At 43.7% G+C, this 17,477-nt stretch carries 15 protein-coding genes; 11 read left to right on the forward strand and 4 right to left on the reverse strand.

Translation table 11 applies throughout. The features are described from left to right. Positions 1-158: 158 nt before the first annotated feature. A complete protein-coding gene (locus ACP7AK_RS03040) occupies positions 159-764 on the forward strand; it encodes a TetR/AcrR family transcriptional regulator (protein WP_004280405.1) in 606 nt (201 codons plus the stop codon). Between the two features lie 94 nt (positions 765-858). On the opposite strand, the gene ACP7AK_RS03045 is transcribed toward ACP7AK_RS03040, so the two are convergent. From ACP7AK_RS03045 to cysK, 4 genes are all read right to left on the reverse strand, one after another. After that, positions 859-1,053 carry a heavy-metal-associated domain-containing protein gene (locus ACP7AK_RS03045; protein WP_004731127.1) on the reverse strand — a complete coding sequence of 65 codons (195 nt, stop codon included), beginning with the start codon at positions 1,051-1,053 and terminating at the stop codon, positions 859-861. A gap of 78 nt (positions 1,054-1,131) precedes the next feature. Further along, on the reverse strand, positions 1,132-1,542 hold the full coding sequence (gene cueR / locus ACP7AK_RS03050) for a Cu(I)-responsive transcriptional regulator (protein WP_253146287.1): 411 nt from the start codon (positions 1,540-1,542) through the stop codon (positions 1,132-1,134). Further along, a complete protein-coding gene (locus tag ACP7AK_RS03055; protein ID WP_425878598.1) occupies positions 1,539-4,037 on the reverse strand; it encodes a heavy metal translocating P-type ATPase in 2,499 nt (832 codons plus the stop codon). Before ACP7AK_RS03055 ends, cueR begins: the two co-directional genes overlap by 4 nt. A 185-nt stretch (positions 4,038-4,222) precedes the next feature. Then, entirely contained in the window at positions 4,223-5,221 is a 999-nt protein-coding gene (gene cysK / locus ACP7AK_RS03060) for a cysteine synthase A (protein WP_278357021.1), read from the reverse strand. Positions 5,222-5,502: 281 nt separating this feature from the next. Here cysK and ACP7AK_RS03065 point away from each other — a divergent pair, with 281 nt between their 5' ends. The 10 genes from ACP7AK_RS03065 to ACP7AK_RS03110 all read left to right on the forward strand — a co-directional run bounded on the left by ACP7AK_RS03065 (position 5,503) and on the right by ACP7AK_RS03110 (position 17,460). Next, positions 5,503-5,820: an ArsR/SmtB family transcription factor gene (locus ACP7AK_RS03065; RefSeq protein WP_004280410.1), complete on the forward strand. Its 318-nt coding sequence runs from the start codon at positions 5,503-5,505 to the stop codon at positions 5,818-5,820. 216 nt (positions 5,821-6,036) lie between these two features. Further along, on the forward strand, positions 6,037-7,785 hold the full coding sequence (locus ACP7AK_RS03070) for a SulP family inorganic anion transporter (protein WP_425878514.1): 1,749 nt from the start codon (positions 6,037-6,039) through the stop codon (positions 7,783-7,785). A 327-nt stretch (positions 7,786-8,112) separates the two neighbouring features. Continuing rightward, positions 8,113-9,309, forward strand: coding sequence for a serine/threonine transporter SstT (gene sstT / locus ACP7AK_RS03075; protein WP_425878516.1), 1,197 nt, complete (start codon positions 8,113-8,115; stop codon positions 9,307-9,309). Positions 9,310-9,351: 42 nt separating this feature from the next. After that, the gene (locus ACP7AK_RS03080) at positions 9,352-10,026 is read left to right on the forward strand and encodes a YoaK family protein (RefSeq protein ID WP_425878518.1); all 675 of its coding nucleotides are present in this window, start codon (positions 9,352-9,354) and stop codon (positions 10,024-10,026) included. Between the two features lie 15 nt (positions 10,027-10,041). Continuing rightward, the gene (locus ACP7AK_RS03085) at positions 10,042-10,578 is read left to right on the forward strand and encodes a DUF2058 domain-containing protein (protein ID WP_425878520.1); all 537 of its coding nucleotides are present in this window, start codon (positions 10,042-10,044) and stop codon (positions 10,576-10,578) included. Between the two features lie 166 nt (positions 10,579-10,744). Next, positions 10,745-12,019 (forward strand): mechanosensitive ion channel family protein, encoded by a 1,275-nt coding sequence (locus tag ACP7AK_RS03090; RefSeq protein WP_425878522.1) that lies wholly within the window; start codon positions 10,745-10,747, stop codon positions 12,017-12,019. 226 nt (positions 12,020-12,245) lie between these two features. Further along, complete coding sequence (locus ACP7AK_RS03095) at positions 12,246-14,099, forward strand: ABC transporter ATP-binding protein (RefSeq protein WP_191112254.1); 1,854 nt, start codon at positions 12,246-12,248, stop codon at positions 14,097-14,099. A 459-nt stretch (positions 14,100-14,558) separates the two neighbouring features. Then, positions 14,559-15,587: an AraC family transcriptional regulator gene (locus tag ACP7AK_RS03100; RefSeq protein WP_005262827.1), complete on the forward strand. Its 1,029-nt coding sequence runs from the start codon at positions 14,559-14,561 to the stop codon at positions 15,585-15,587. 82 nt (positions 15,588-15,669) lie between these two features. After that, on the forward strand, positions 15,670-16,044 hold the full coding sequence (gcvH, locus tag ACP7AK_RS03105) for a glycine cleavage system protein GcvH (RefSeq protein WP_005262825.1): 375 nt from the start codon (positions 15,670-15,672) through the stop codon (positions 16,042-16,044). A 240-nt stretch (positions 16,045-16,284) separates the two neighbouring features. Further along, positions 16,285-17,460, forward strand: a complete 1,176-nt coding sequence (locus tag ACP7AK_RS03110; RefSeq protein ID WP_425878525.1) for an MFS transporter — start codon at positions 16,285-16,287, stop codon at positions 17,458-17,460. The last annotated feature ends 17 nt before the right edge of the window (positions 17,461-17,477 follow it).

Below are 17,477 nucleotides of genomic sequence, written 5' to 3' on the forward strand. Positions count from 1 at the left end.
AATATTTCTGTCCGCTTAGCATCGCTATTTTTATTTGTCAGCAGTTGCTGCATAAATATACAAAATGAGATAAATATCACGACCTTAGTTTTATAGCCATCGCGTGCAAAATTGCATATTCTTGAAAGGTTCTTTTTCGAAAAGTATGGACCAAGAAGATGACGACTGTAAGACAGCAGAACTTCCTTCTTCGTAAAGAGAAGATCCTGAGCATGGCGGAAAGCCTGCTACTGGATAATAATCAGGACATTACCCTGAGTGAGCTGGCCAGTGAACTGGACATCGCAAAAGGAACCATCTACAAACATTTTAAAAGCAAGAACCAGTTATATTTAGAACTGATTATTCTGAATGAAAAAAGAATTCTAGAAATATCAAAAAAGCATAATAACGATATTAAAAATTATGTTTCACAATATATGCTCTATCACATGCTCAATTCAAACCGAACCATCCTGTTGCATGTCATTGAAGAGCGTTTAACCAATAACGAGAAAAATCTGAAAGAATTATTTCAGGAGCTTTATCGTATTCGTGAAGAACGGATTATCCGGATTAAAGACATCACCCATGATTATCTGGTGGCTTTAGAAAGTGCCATGTCGATTCGCGATTATTTGTCTTATATCTGGACAGTCACCTATGGCGCTTCGCTGTTATTAAATTCGACCAATTACCAAAAAGCGATTGGGTCACGTGAACGTCTGATTAAGCTGTATATTAATCAGGCGCTGATGACGCCAGATAAAATCTCATCGGTATAATCACTAAAATAAAAAATGCCTGATTCGATCAGGCATTTTTTATTTGGCTGTATGATTTCATATGATCATTAAGAGTGATCTAACACGACAACGATCAGGCTGCCACAGGCGGGAAACCATCTTCGGTTAAAGCTGCAACAATCTCAGATTCACTGGCTGTCGATTCAACTTCAACCAGTTTAGTGGCCACATCAATATTCACAGTGGCATTTTCATCCAGATCTTTAATCGTAGCCGTGACACTGCGCGCGCAGCCACCACAGGTCATGTTTTCAATACGGAATTTCATGTTTAGCTCCATAGGATCGGTTTAAAGTTTATCTGATTCGGCAGACTATATTTAATCTGAGCTGAACTGCAGATCAGGTCAGTGCTGCTCAGGGACGACACCCTGTTCAATCTGTTTTAAAATCTGGCAATCGGACTGTTCATTGCCGGCACACTGCTCCACCGATTGCTCTAATATCATCAGCATATGCTGCATATCGGCAATTTTCTGTTGTAAAAACTGGATATGTTTTTGTGCCAGCTGTTTCACCTCACTACTCTGGCGTGAGCTGTTCAACCACAGACCGAGTAATTCTTTCATCTGCTCTGAAGAAAATCCCAGTTCACGTGCATGCTGTATAAAACTTAAGGTTTTAATATCCGCATCACTATAAATCCGATAACCTGTATCACTTCGTTTCGGAGCCGGCAACAAACCAATATCTTCATAATAACGAATCATTTTTGCAGAGATGCCGGATCGTTTTGCGGCCTGACCAATATTCATCATACTGACTCCTTAAACTGCAGCGGTTGATAGGCTTTTAATCTCAAGGCATTGCTAACGACAAACACAGAGGATAATGCCATCGCACCTGCGGCAAACATTGGCGATAACAGAATGCCCCAAAACGGATATAGCACACCTGCAGCAATCGGAATTAAGGCAATATTATAGACAAAGGCCCAAAACAGATTCTGTTTGATATTGCGCATGGTTGCCTGGCTTAAACCAATGCCCGTAGCTACATGCTGTAAATTGCCTGACATCAGCACCACATCAGCAGCTTCAATCGCGACATCGGTGCCGGTACCAATCGCCATACCAACATCGGCCTGTGCCAATGCCGGTGCATCATTGATTCCATCCCCGACAAAAGTGAGCACGCCGTATTGCTGCTGGAGTTGTCGTACTGCATCGACTTTTTCATGTGGTAAGACTTCCGCAATCACCTGATCAATTTTCAACTGTTTGGCGATCGCCTGTGCGGTATGCTGGTGATCCCCGGTAATCATCGCCACTTTGAGGCCTTGGTCATGCAAGGCCTGAATCGCGCTATAAGTGGTCGGTTTAATCGGATCGGCTACGGCAATAATTGCAGCCAGCTTTTGATTAATCGCTACATATAAAGGACTGCGGCCCTGATCACCGAGCTTTTGTGCAGTGTCTCTAAACAGATCGACATTTAAGCCCAAGTCCTGCATCAAACGTTCTGCACCAATATGCAGCTGCTGACCGGACACCTGTGCTTTGACCCCAGCACCGGTAATCGAATCAAAATCCGTCACTTCACTCAGTTGCAGTTCTTGCTCACGGGCAGCCTGAACAATAGCGTGGGCAATCGGATGTTCAGATTTAGCCTCCACTGAAGCGACTAGCTGTAATACCTCTTGCTGATTAAAATCTGCTGTAACTTCAAAGTCGGTCAGAAGCGGTTTTCCTTCAGTCAAGGTTCCAGTTTTATCCAGCGCGACGACTTTGGTTTGCTGCAATAACTGCAATGCTTCGCCCTTACGGAATAGCACGCCCAGTTCTGCTGCACGGCCAGTTCCGACCATAATTGAGGTAGGAGTCGCCAGTCCCATCGCACATGGACAGGCAATAATCAGTACGGCGACTGCATTTACCAATGCATAGGTCAGATTCGGCTCAGGCCCAAACAGGAACCAGACCATAAAGGTCAGGGCCGCCAGTGCCATAACAGCCGGCACAAACCATAAAGTCACTTTATCGACCACGGCCTGAATTGGCAGTTTTGAGCCTTGTGCCTGTTCTACCATCTGAATAATCTGCGCCAGTACCGAATCCTGTCCGACCGCAGTGGCCTTGATTTTCAAGGTTCCGTTCTGGTTTACTGTACCGCCGACCACCTGATCGCCAGCCTGTTTGGCCACAGGCAAAGGTTCACCGCTAATCATCGCTTCATCGATATAACTTTGTCCGGCAACCACTTCACCATCGACAGCGACTTTTTCACCCGGACGAATTTCAATCAACATTCCTTGTTGCACATCGGAAATTGCCAGATCAACCCAGTGATCATTCTGTTCTACCCGTGCCGTTTTCGGTTGCAAGCCGACTAGATACTGAATCGCTTCCGAGGTTTTACCTTTGGCTTTGGCTTCCAGATAACGCCCCAGTAAAATCAGCGCGACAATAACGGCGGCCGCTTCAAAATACACATGCACAGTGGACTGCGGTAACAGCTCCGGAAAAAAGGTCGCAATACAGGAAAAGCCATATGCGGCAATGGTTCCAACGGCCACCAGCGAGTTCATATCCGGTGCCAGACGCAATAGTGCCGGAATCCCATGCTGATAAAAACGCCGTCCCGGAATAATCAGCACCAAAGTGGTCAGTACAAACTGCAGATACCAGCTGTTCTGGGTTCCCAGCGTATGGGCAATAAAATGATGAAATGCCGGAATCAGATGCGAGCCCATTTCCAGAATAAATACAGGTGCTGTCAGAATGACTGCAAGCCATAAATCTCGTTTCAGTTGTGCCGTTTCATTGGCTTTCTTTTCCTGAAAAGCATCATGGCTATCTGTCGACATATCCCTACCAGATTTTATGGTGGCCTGATAACCGGCTTTCTCCACCTCAGCAATCAAGGCCGGAATCTGGGCATGCGAGGCCTTCACCCAGGCAGTTTCAGTGGCCAGATTCACTTGTGCATCCAGCACGCCCTCCACTTTTTTTAGGGCTTTTTCTACGCGAGCCACACAGGATGCACAGGTCATGCCTTCAATGTTCAAATCAAACTGTTGCGTCGGTACATCGAAACCGGATTTTTCAATTGCTTGAACCAGCGCAGCGGCAGCAATCGGCTGCTGGCTTTTAATAAAAGCTTTTTCAGTCGATAGATTGACAGACGCCTCGACCACGCCTTCAATTTTTTTCAAGGCTTTTTCCACCCGAGCGACACAGGAGGCACAGGTCATACCGCCAATCTGCACCTGCTGCTCATATAAGCGGTTGCTGTCTTGTTCTACCATGCCCATCTCCATGCCTCAACTCACTGTTGATGTTATAGCTTAAACATTCCCATCATGGTAAGGTCAAGTCCTTCATCTGACTATTTTAAAAATAATGCAGCGTCCTGCTGCGATTTAAAACTACCCAATAAAAAGCCCGAAGATGACTTCGGGCTTGTCTAACAGTGTTTAAAATATAAAATGCATCAATGTTATTCAGCAGAAATATCTTCAAACAGGATCGAAGACAGGTAACGTTCACCACCATCTGGCAAAATCACCACAATATTTTTACCGGCATTTTCAGGGCGAGCCGCCAATTGTGCCGCTGCTGCCATAGCCGCGCCACTTGAAATACCGACCAGGATACCTTCCTGAGCTGCTGTTTTACGTGCCCACTCGACTGCATCTGCACTATGAATGGCAATCACTTCATCAACGAGGTCTAGGTCCAAATTGCCTGGAATGAAGTTGGCACCGATCCCCTGAATTTTGTGTGGTCCAGGTGTAATGTCTTCACCGCGTTTGGCCTGACCAATAATTGCAGACTCAGCAGGTTCCACCGCCACAGAATATAAAGGCTTGTTTTTCACTTTTTCAAAGTAGCGTGAAATACCGGTAATGGTTCCACCCGTTCCGACACCTGCGACCAGAATATCGACATTGCCCGCAGTCGCTTCCCAGATTTCTGGGCCCGTGGTTTCTTCATGAATTTTAGGGTTGGCCGGATTTTCAAACTGTTGTGGCAGGAAATATTGTTCAGGGTTCTCATTCAGCAAACGTTCTGCCTCTTCAATCGCGCCCTTCATACCTTTGGCCGGATCAGTCAAAACCAGATTGGCACCCAATGCTTTCACCACCTTACGGCGTTCAATACTCATGCTTGAAGGCATGGTCAAAGTAATGTCATAACCTTTGGCTGCCGCAACAAAAGCCAATGCAATCCCGGTATTGCCGCTGGTTGGCTCGACAATATGCATACCGGATTTGAGCTTGCCAGATTTTTCAGCATCATTAATCAACGCGGCACCAATACGACACTTGACTGAGAATGCCGGATTACGGCTTTCAATTTTCGCAAGTACCGTGGCCGGAGCGGAAATCACACGATTAATACGAACAAGCGGTGTATTTCCAATCGCGTCTGCATTATTACTATAAACCGCTATACCTAAATTATTCGGTGTTGGAAAAGCTGAATCTGTACTCATGATGATATCCCTGATGTTATTGGTTCAAGTCGCTTAAACATCATACAAGCATTTTTTTGCTTTGTAGATGTTTGATGAAACTTGCACTTCATTGCACGAATGTGAACTAAAATACTTTCTGCACTATGCAATAAATTTATCTTATCTATCAATATTTAAAATATAATTTTAATTGATAATTCAATTCATTAAAAACCATAAAACTTAACTGTTTTTAGCAAGGTATTACGGGCTAAGACCCGTATAATTAGCGGGCTGTAACTTTATAATGGACATATTGAATGAAAACCGATTTTGAAATCACGACTATGCGCGATTCAGCAGAACAGGTCGTTGGCATTTTAAAATCTCTGGCCAATACCGACCGTCTTCTTATTTTATGTCATCTGTCTCAAGCGGAACTGAATGTTTCAGAAATTGAGGAAATAACTGAGATTAAACAGCCGACACTTTCCCAGCAGCTCATGATGTTGCGCAAAAGCGATGTGGTAGATACCCGGCGCGACGGCAAACAGATTTATTATTCAATTAAAGATCAAAATTTGATTGTGGTCTTAAATACCCTTTATCAATTGTATTGTGGCAATCCAGCTAAATAAAGAATCTTTCTTTTTTCAGTCATCAAGATAAGTTTCTTTAAACTCTTATTGAGGTCGTTCTACACCACTAAGATCACGATCATAGAGTTTTTTAAATGATCTACGACTGACCCAGATGTTTCATTTTAAACATGATTCATCAAGAATCTAGATCAGCTAAGACTTCTTAGCAGAATTTGTGCATAATATATCTATATTTGTGATTTAGACCTTTTTATGCAAAATTCCAAGTCTAAACTTCTGCATAGACTGCCTGCCTGGGCATGGTTAAGCCACTACACGCCGGTCAAATTTAAGTCTGATGTGCTGGCTGCCCTGATTGTGGTGGCAATGCTGGTGCCTCAAGGGATGGCCTATGCCATGCTGGCAGGATTGCCGCCGATCATGGGTTTATATGCGAGCATCCTGCCGATGATCATTTATGCCCTGCTCGGTGGGAGTTCGACTTTATCGATTGGCCCGGTAGCCATCATTTCCATGATGACTTTTGCTACGCTCAATCCACTTTTTGAAGTCGGCTCACCAGTCTATATTGAAGCTGCGACTTTATTGGCACTGATGGTCGGGATTATTTCCCTGCTTTTGGGATTATTCCGTTTTGGTTTTCTGATCCAGTTGATCAGTCATCCCGTGATTCAAAGCTTTATTATTGCCTCTGCCTTATTGATTGCGTTTGGGCAGTTAAAGTTTTTGGTCGATCTTCCTTTAAAAGCCAATAACCTTCCGGAGTTTGTCAGCAGTTTGCTGCAATATTTCCCGCTGCTGCACGTGCCGAGCCTGATTTTCGGCCTGTTCTCTATCGGTCTGCTAATCTATTTACCCAAGTTATTAAAATCTCAGGCTGTACAAAGCCGGATCGGCTCTACAGATTTTCTGGTACGTGCAGTGCCCCTGATTCTGGTATGTCTCGGCATTGCAGCAATTGTATTTCTGGATTTAAAGCTTCAGGGCATTAAAACCGTCGGTGCAATTCCGTCCGGTTTTCCACCCTTGTCTTTTCCACACTGGAACTGGGAACTGGTCATGACCTTATTACCGGGTGCCAGCATGATCGCCATGATCAGTTTTGTGGAGTCACTATCGATTGCTCAAGCGACGGCCTTGCAGCAACGCAGTCATTTAAACAGTAATCAGGAACTGATTGCGCTCGGTCTGGCCAATATCAGTGCAGGCGTGAGTTCAGCTTTTCCTGTGACGGGCAGCCTGTCGCGGACGGTGGTGAATGCCGATGCCGGTGCTAAATCACCTATGGCCGGTGTTTTATCCTCGATTCTGATTATTTTCGTGAGCCTGTTCTTTACCGGATTTTTTGAAGATCTGCCGCTGACCATTCTGGCCGCGACGATTATTGTTTCCATCTGGAAGCTGGTTAATTTTCAGCCATTTTTTGATGCCTGGCGCTATTCCAAGGCAGATGGCCTTGCCATGTGGATTACTTTTCTCGGCGTGGTCCTGATTGATATTTCCACTGGTTTGATTATTGGGATCGTTTCGACCTTTGTGCTGATGGTATGGCGAATCAGCCGTCCGCATATTGCAGTTGTCGGTCTGGTCGAAGGAACCCAGCATTTTCGTAATATTCAGCGGCATCAGGTCAGTACCTCCGACCGGGTGCTGTCACTACGGATTGATGAGAATCTGACGTTTCTGAATGCCAATAGCTTCAAAGGTTATCTGATCAATGAGATCAGCCTGAATGACCAGCTACAACATGTGATTATCAACTGTTCCAGCATCAGTGCGATTGATCTGAGTGCCCTGGAAATGCTGGAAGATTTAAATGCGGAACTGGCCAAACTGGATATTCGTCTGCATTTTGCCGAAGTCAAAGGTCCGGTCATAGACAAGCTGCAAGCTTCTAAATTGATGACGCATTTGAGCGGGCGCATTTATCTGACCCATTTTCAGGCGATTCAGGACCTGGCGCCAGAGATCTTTGAGCAGCATAAAGATTATACAATTTAAGACAGCAGATACTTGAACTTATGGCCGGAAATTCCAACCGGTCATAAGTTCTAACTTCTTAAATTTTCAAATATAATTTGAATTTATCTATTTAACTTTGATATTTATTTCATGAATACAATTTTAAAAGTGGTGATTTATTCATCATTTTAAGAAGTTTTTCTTCAATATAAGCAATGTTTTAAAGCAATTAATTTTAGAATAAATCAATAATATCAATATCTTGGTTTTTATATAAAAATATATTTTAAGCCTTGTTTAAATTAAGTATAAAATAGCGCAACTTTTTCCCAAATTTAGCCCTCGTAATTTTCACAAGGCAACCTTATGTTTTCTGCCCTTATGCGCATGAGCTTAGTCTCTCGAATCATCATCGCCATTATTTTAGGTGTGGGTGTGGCTGTGGTATTTCCCGAAGCTACTCCCTCATTAAGCCTATTGGGCGACCTGTTTATTAAAGCCTTGAAGTCTGTTGCACCGATTCTGGTTTTCATTTTAGTTTTAGCTTCTATCGCGAATTTTAAGGTGGGTCAATCCAACACCCCCATCAAACCGATTATGATCATGTATGCAGTGGGTATGTTCCTTGCTGCACTGAGCGCTGTGGTGTCGAGCATCTTATTTCCAAGTACGCTGTTTCTGGATATCGCTGCACAAGCTGAATTACAGCCACCTGGCAGTCTGGTAGAAATCCTGAAGAATTTACTGCTCAGTTTTGTTACCAATCCGGTCGTTGCGATTGCTGAAGCAAACTTTATTGGTATTCTGGCTTGGGCAGTGGCCTTGGGTATTGCCTTCCGTCATGCATCGGATAGCACCAAGACGCTTTTGAATGATGCAGCCTTTGCAGTGAACTATGTGATTCGTTTAGTGATCAGCTTTGCACCTGTGGGTATTTTTGGTCTGGTTGCGGTGACTTTTGCTGAATCTGGTCTGGATACACTGACCAGTTATGCACATTTACTTGCTGTGTTGCTCGGAACGATGGTTTTTGTGGCACTGGTGATTAATCCGCTTCTGGTTGCCTTAATGACGCGTAACAACCCGTATCCACTGGTGTTCACCTGTTTGCGCGAAAGTGGCATTACCGCTTTCTTTACCCGTAGTTCGGCAGCCAACATTCCGGTCAATCTGGACTTGGCGAAACGTCTGGGTGTTAAAGAATCGACTTCAAGCATTGCCATCCCTCTGGGAGCGACCATCAATATGGGTGGTGCATCAGTGACTATTACGGTTCTCGCCTTGGCAGCAGTCAATACCTTGGGCATTAGCGTGGACTTTAGTACCATGCTGATTCTTTCTGTGGTGGCAACCGTCTCGGCATGTGGTGCTTCTGGTGTTGCAGGCGGTTCATTGTTACTGATTCCAGTTGCATGCGGCCTGTTCGGGATCTCTTCGGATATCGCCATGCAAGTGGTCGCCATTGGTATGGTGATCAGCGTATTACAGGATTCTACTGAAACCGCGCTAAACTCATCGACTGATGTTTTATTTACTGCAGCAGTAGACCGCGCATCAAATTGATTTTATATTGATTAATCAATATGTTTAGCCAATGATTTTGTTATGCCATTACAGCGTTTACCTACCTGGGTACAATTAGGGGCGTTTTTTCTTGCGGTCAATGCCGGCATGATTAACGTCCTGGGTCTGGTGACGGTACTGCACCAGTCTGTTTCACATATGACCGGTAATGTCAGCATGCTGGCCATGGCCCTGCTGAACTGGCAACCAGAACAGATGTTGTATCTCTTTCTGGTCACACTCTGCTATGTCATTGGTTCATCCTATAGCGGGCTGATTCTTGGAAATAGTCACTTTCGCCTGGGGCAGCTTTATGGTTACCCTTTAAGCCTGGTGGCTATTTTTATTTTGATCTGCTGGTTATTATTGCCCTATTTCCCGCGCTGTGCCTTGTTATGGGCCTGTGTCGCCATGGGCGTGCAAAATGCCATGGTCAGCCATTATAAAGGCGCCATTATTCGCACCACGCATTTATCTGGCGTACTCACCGACCTCGGCTTGGCGATGGGCTACCGTTTGCGCGGATTAGAGGTAGAATCACGACGCGTAGTTCTGCATCTGCTTATTTTGTTCGGTTTTTTAAGCGGTGGCATTCTTGCCAGCTGGCTATATCCTTATTTAAAATTAAATGCATTCCTGATCCCGGCAGTGCTGAGTCTGGTTCTCAGTCTCACGTATTGGGTGATTTATTTACGTTATCGACATCAACACGACTAATATCTGGACATTCTCATGGTTAAAAATGCATTGCAGGCACAATTGTTAAAGGCAGGATTGGTCGACAATAAAAAAGCCAAAAAACTGTCTAAACAGGCTGTGCATGAAAAACGCACCGGTGACGGTACCGAGGCTGAAATCAAAGCCAAGATTGAACAAGACAAACAGCAAAAAATGGCCAAAGATCAGGCAATTGAGCTAGAGAAAAAAGCAGCTTTGCAGGAAAAAGAACTGAAAGCCGCAATCATGCAAATGATTAACCAACATAAAATCCGTGATACTGACGGCGATGCGGTGTATCAGTTTATTGATGACAGTAAAGTCAAAAAAGTCTATTTAAACCAGCAAATCTATAATGCGCTGGTGGCAGGCAGTCTGGTCATTGCACGTGAAAATGACAGCTATGCTTTCTTGCCAAAAGCGCTGGCAGATCGTATCAATGCGAAAATGCAGGGCTTTATCATTGTGAATAATTCAGAGAAAAATGAAGAAACCACCGATGAAGAAGATCCATATGCTGCTTATGTTATTCCTGATGATTTGATGTGGTAAGCCTCGCGATATCATTACTGAAATATCGAAGATCAGAAACCCGCAAAGTTGCCGGTTTTTTTATTTGTAGGTGCTTTTATTGAATGATTCGCACCAATAAATATGTTTTAAAAGGTTATCCAATATTAAAAAATCTGATCCAAAACTATAAACTTGATCTAAATTTTTGATTGAAGAGAAAGATCGTTTGGAACAGTTGAATTTTATTCGGAATATTCAAGAATGGGCAGATCAGTACCCATGGCTGGAAATGCTATCTTCACTGAGTATTGTGATTTTACTGGCGATTCTTGCCAATCTATTTGCCAAGCAAATTGTGGTACGCGGAATACGTCAACTGATTTCCAGAATGCCTTTTGCAAATAATCAGATTTTTGCTGAGCATAGCGTGATTCGCCGGATTGCCAATATTGTTCCGGCAGTCGTGATCATGAACGGGATCACCACGGTACCGCATTTATCTGACAAGGTTGAGTCCTTTGTGCAAATGGGTGCACAGGCTTTTATTTTCCTGACGATTGCCCTGGCTCTTGGTGAATTACTGAATATTTTTAACCTGGTCTATCAGCGTAATCCCAAGTCACGTAACAAACCGATTAAAGGCTATTTGCAGCTGGTCAAGCTGATTATCTTTATTGTCTGTGGCCTGATGATTCTCGGCACTTTCCTGAAAAAAGATGTCTTTACCTTACTGGCTGGCTTCGGTGCCATGGCCGCTGTGTTGATGCTGGTCTTTCAAAATACCATTTTGTCGCTGGTGGCGTCGGTTCAGATTTCATCTTATGACATGGTGCGGATTGGCGACTGGATCGAAATGCCCTCGCTGAATGCGGACGGCGATGTCATTGATATGTCATTACATACCATTACGGTACAGAACTTTGATAAAACGGTGACCACGATTCCGACCAACAAACTGGTGACGGACACCTTTAAAAACTGGCGTGGCATGCAGGAAGCCGGTGCACGCCGGATCAAGCGCTCGATTCATATTGATCAAAGCAGCGTGCATTTTATGTCGGCTGAAGAACAGAACAAGCTGAAAAATTTTATTCTGTTGGATCAATACTTAAATACCAAGTCAGAGGAACTGGAACAATTTAACCTGCAACTGAGCCATCATTCGCAATATAACCAGCGCCGTCTCACCAATCTGGGAACTTTCCGTGCCTATGTGGAATTTTATCTGCAACAGCATTCGGGCATTAGTAAAAATCATTCCCTGATGGTGCGCCAATTGCAGCCGACCAGTGAAGGTTTACCGTTAGAGATTTATGCCTTCACCAATACCACCGCCTGGGTCGAGTATGAAAATATCCAGTCGGATATCATGGATCATCTGCTGGCGATTATTCCGGAATTTGGTTTAAAGGTGTATCAAGCGCCTTCAGGTCTTGATTTAAAGGAAGCATTTACTCAACCGTCTTCCATTATTACTTAAACACAAGTCATCCAATCTCAAGCCTGAGATGCTGCTGCATTTCAGGCTTTTTTATTTCCTCATCTGTTTAGATCCTGACTGGCATAAATCTGGCTTTAGTTTAATTTTTATAATCTAAGTTTTAATTGAGTGAATCATTTTGTGGCAATTTCACCCAATTACGGGCTTAAAAAAACAGAATCCTTTATAATTCCCGAAAAGCAAAATGCATGATAAGAGTACGATAATGTTTCGATGGCTTGAAAGACTGGTTGACCCCTATCCCACCAAAAATCTGAATCAACCTTTACCGACCAAGTTTTTTCCATTTGTCTGGCAGGCAGCCTATGGAGTCCGCCGTTATTTACTGATTCTGGTGCTGTGTACCGCCGGTGCTGCCAGCTTCGAAGCCTTACTGTATTCAAAAATTGGTGAGCTGGTGAACTGGCTCAGTAAAAGCCAGCCCGATACTTTTCTGGAGCAACATGCCAGCAATTTAACCTTACTGAGTATTGTTCTGCTGGCCAATATTTTCTTCGCCAGCGCACAATCACTGATTAAGCATCAAATTCTGTATAGCAACTTTCCCATGCGTTTACGCTGGCGCTTTCATAATCTGCTGATGAAACAAAGCCTGGATTTTTTCCACAACGATTTTGCCGGACGATTATCTGCCAAAGTCATGCAAACGGCTCTGGCAGTACGCGAATTCTGGGTCATTCTGGGTGACATGCTGGCGTATGTGCTGATTTATTTCATCACGATTAATATTGTCTTAGGTGCAATTTCACCCTTGCTGATCATTCCATTGATGGTCTGGCTAGCCTTGTTTATCTGTGCAGCGTGTTATTTCATTCCACGTTTGAGCAAAATTTCCAATGCCCAGGCGGATGCCCGTGCCGTCATGACCGGGCGTATTACGGATGCCTATACCAATATCCAGACCGTGAAGCTGTTTGCTCATGCCGGCCGTGAAAGTCAGTATGCCAAGACCTCAATGCAGGAATTTATGGTAACGGTATATAAACAGATGCGTCTGGGTGCTCAATACGAAATCAGCATTTTGCTGCTGAGTGTAGTGTTATATGGCGGCGTACTGGGTACCGCGATCTGGTTGTGGATGGAAGGTCAGGCCGAGCTGGGCATTATTGCTGCAACTACAGCAATGGTACTGAAACTGAACAGTATTGCCGAATTTATGATGTGGCAGACCTCTGCCCTGTTTGAAAATGTCGGTACCATTCAGGATGGTATGAAAACTTTAGGCCGCAAAATTGCCATTGAAGATAAACCGGGTGCCAAAGAGCTACAGCTCAATCACGGTGAAATTAAATTCGAAAATGTCAGCTTTGCCTATAATGATAAAAACGTGATTGATCAGTTTAATCTGACCATTCGCCCAGGTGAAAAAATTGGTATTGTCGGCCGTTCAGGTGCAGGGAAATCTACCCTGATTCAACTGTTGCTGCATTTTTATCATATTAACCAGGGTCGTATCTTGATTGATGGTCAGGATATTGACGATGTGACTCAGGACAGTTTGCGCAAGAATATTGCATTAGTGACTCAAGATACTTCACTGCTACATCGCACTGTCGCGGAAAACATTAAATATGGTCGTCCAGATGCGACTGATGAAGAAATGTTTGAAGCTGTGCGTAAAGCCAAAGCGGAAGAGTTTATTCCCAATCTGACCGATTTGCGTGGCAAAAAAGGCTATGAAGCTTATGTGGGTGAACGTGGCGTGAAACTTTCCGGGGGGCAGCGTCAGCGGATTGCCATTGCTCGTGTGTTCCTGAAAGATGCCCCAATTCTGATTCTGGATGAAGCGACCAGTGCGCTGGATTCTGAAGTCGAAGCAGCAATTCAAAACAGTCTGGACGACTTGATGCAAGGTAAAACCGTGATTGCCATTGCTCATCGCCTGTCTACCATTGCCCAGATGGATCGTCTGATTGTACTGGATCAAGGTCGAATCGCCGAGCAAGGCACGCATGATGAACTGGTGGCATTAAATGGCATCTATGCCCAACTTTGGCAGCGTCAAACTGGTGGCATGCTGATTCAGCAACAGGTCAAAGCATCAAAAGATCATGAATAATATGATCTCTAGAAGATTTCAAAACTTCTAATGATTTGCTCGTCCTTAATATTAAACAGGTCTGGAAAAAGGAAAACTTTGCCCAGACCTTTCTTTGTAAAATTTTCTCTACAGATGAACAGCAAGTTGCCATCTATCTGGTATCTTATGAAATGACATCTCTCTCTAGTTCTGAAAGCTCTCTGAAGAAGTCCTGTTCAATGATTAATAAAACTAGACCAATCGTCCTGTCCTGAGCAAACAGATGCTGGGATGCGACTTATTCAATAAAATAATTTTAATTTCATCAATAAAATTATGTGGTTTAAATTGATTTTAATGCTGAATTCAGGCTAATCTGCCAGTGGCAGAATCACAATCGCCAAAATTTTGTCCAACAATTTTAATGAAAAATTTGGTGGCTTCATGCCAATATCTATTTATAAATAAAAAAATTTGAATGAGTGCAACGGATCGCGCATGAAAACAATTGCTCCACGCCAAGACCAAGGAATTCCAGGTGTTTACGGTCTCCTGCTTCTCGATGTCATTTCCCGCTGGGGTTATAACAATGAGTCGCTTTTCCAACCTTTTGGCCTGACCAGTGAACAGTTGGCAGATCCTGATTTTCGTATTCCAACTCCTGTCGCCAATGAACTGGTCAAATATGCCCTGAAACTGACCGGAGAGCCGACCTTGGGCTATCATCTTGGCACACAGATGCGGATCTCGATTCATGGCTTTATTGGCTATGCCATTATGACGGCGAATAATATTACCGATGCGCTGGTACTGGCGAACCGATTTATTCAACTCCGTTTACCCTTCCTGCAATTATTTTTCTCAACCTTTGACGCCAAAGCCACGGTGCAGTTGCAAACCGATATTCAGCTTGAACCTCTGCGCACCGAAATTTCAATTGCTTTAATGATTGGTCTGATCAGTATGGCCAAAGCGATTACAGGCATTAACGATGCAACGGGAGAAATCGACTTCGATTTTAAGAAGCCTGAAGGTTTCGAACGCTTTATGGCGAAGTTCCCTACCCATCAGTTCCGCTTTGAACAGCCGCATTTAATTCTGAGTTTTGATAAAAGCTATCTGATGAACAAGCTGGTACATGCCGATCCAATTGCCAGCCAGATTGCAATTAACCAGTGTGAAACAGAACTTTCTGCCTTGGGTGAACGGCACCGGATTGCCATGCGTGTCCGGGATATATTGACCCATGCTGAGCAACACTATCTCAGTATTGAAAGTGTGGCGGATCGCTTGCACATGTCTGACCGCACCTTAAAACGTCAACTCGCCGCCGAAGGCACCTCCTTTTCTACCCTGGTCGATGAAGTGCGTTACCGGCATGCCACCTCGTTATTATCCCGGACAGATTTTACCCTGGAACAGATTGCCGATGAACTGGGTTATAGTGATGTGGCCAATTTTAGCCGGGCGTTTAAACGCTGGAGTGGTCGCAGCCCGAGCAACTGGCGCAAAGATCCTTATTTATAAGGGAGTATAAGCCTTTTGTTTTGCTTAAAAAGAATGTATAAAACATGTCAAAAATGATCTTAAGATTTTTAAGGAGTTATCAATGAATCATCCTGCAGAATTAAAGTACGCAAGTACACATGAATGGGCGCGCATTGAGGGTGATCTTGTTGTGACCGGTATTTCCGACCATGCACAGGATGCGTTAGGTGATTTGGTTTATGTCGAAGCACCAGATCTTGCTTCACATATCACTGCAGGCGAACAAGCTGGCGTGGTTGAATCAGTAAAAACAGCTTCTGATATTCATGCGCCGGTGTCTGGTGTAGTGGTTGAAATCAATCCTGATCTTGAAGATGATCCTGATTTTATTAATGATGACCCATACGGCAAAGGCTGGATCTATAAAATCAAGCCAGACAATATGGCAGATGTCGAAAAGCTGCTTTCCAATACAGAATATGAAGCTGGCCTCTAAGCCATTTTAACTTTAAAAAAATCAGCCTCCGGGCTGATTTTTTTATTAAAGATCAAGCGTTGCATTTCCTAGTTCAAATTAAATTTCATGCATTTATCATGAAATATCATTGTATTTTTCACTTATTTTTCTTAAAGTCTTGCTCATATCTCCTTCGCTCCTAGATAGCTCGCGCTTATTTATAACAATAATTTCCCATGCTGAGCCCAGCGTCTTACAGCATATCATTTTAGGAAAATCATGAACGCCATTGCAGCGCCACTATGGACCAAGTCATTTGTGCTTTGTTTGGCCAACAACCTATTTTTATTTATTTTCTATTTTGCACAAACCACAATTTTGCCAATATACATCTTAAAAGAATTAGGCGGCAACCTGACTCAGGCAGGTCTGGCCATGACCTTGTTTATGGTGTCTGCCATTGCAGTGCGACCTTTTAGCGGTTTAATTATCGAAAAATTCGGGGTGCGTAAAACCCTGATTATTTCTGAAGTGTTCTTTAGCTTATTTTCACTTACTTATCTGTTGGCAGATCAGCTCACGATTCTGTTTATCATCCGTTTCTTACACGGCATCTGGTTCAGTATCTTGACTACAGTTTGTGTGCTTGTGGTGAACCAGTTTATTCCGGAGCAGCGTAAAGGCGAAGGCATGGGCTATTTTGTCATGTCGGTTAATCTGGGGATTGTCTTAGGTCCGTTAATAGGTCTAAGCCTGATGGAATACTGGTCTTATTTTCAGGTCAGTATGCTATTGATCGTCTTGGTTTTTATTGGATTTGCCTTCTGTTTTTTGATTCCGGTCAAAGAGCCTGAAAAAATCATCGAAAATACCAACAAGAAAACATCGCTTGAGCTGAATGATTTTGTGGAAAAGAAAGTGCTGCCTGTCGCGGTACTGGCTATGCTGATTTCTTTTTCTTATGCGAGCATCATGTCCTTTATCGCGCCATTTGCAGCCAGCAAGGATTTAATGGCTTATGCGGGTTTATTCTTTGTGGTTTTCGCCATTTCCATGATGAGCTTACGGCCGATCACCGGAAAAATTTATGATCGTAAAGGTCCGCAGTATGTGATTTATCCGGCCTTGATGGCTTTTAGTTTGGGTTTATTTTTACTTAGCCAGATTCAGACCTTATGGGGATTCATGCTGGCTGCAGTCATGGTTGGCGTGGGCTTTGGCAGTGTGCAACCGTGTATTCAAACCTTGGCGATTCAACGTGCGCCCAAGCATCGAATTGGCTATGCAACCTCAACTTTTTATACTTTTTATGATCTGGGGATTGCCATCGGTTCACTGCTGATTGGTGCCATCATTGCAGCTTACAGTTATCAGTTTGCTTTTATGCTATGCGGTATTTTAACCTTAAGCAGTATTATTTATTTTAAGCTGGTGGTGCAACGTAAAACCGTCTAGTTTTATGGATTGAATAA

Source organism: Acinetobacter sp. TWP2-2-3 (assembly GCF_049896445.1).
GTDB lineage: Bacteria > Pseudomonadota > Gammaproteobacteria > Pseudomonadales > Moraxellaceae > Acinetobacter.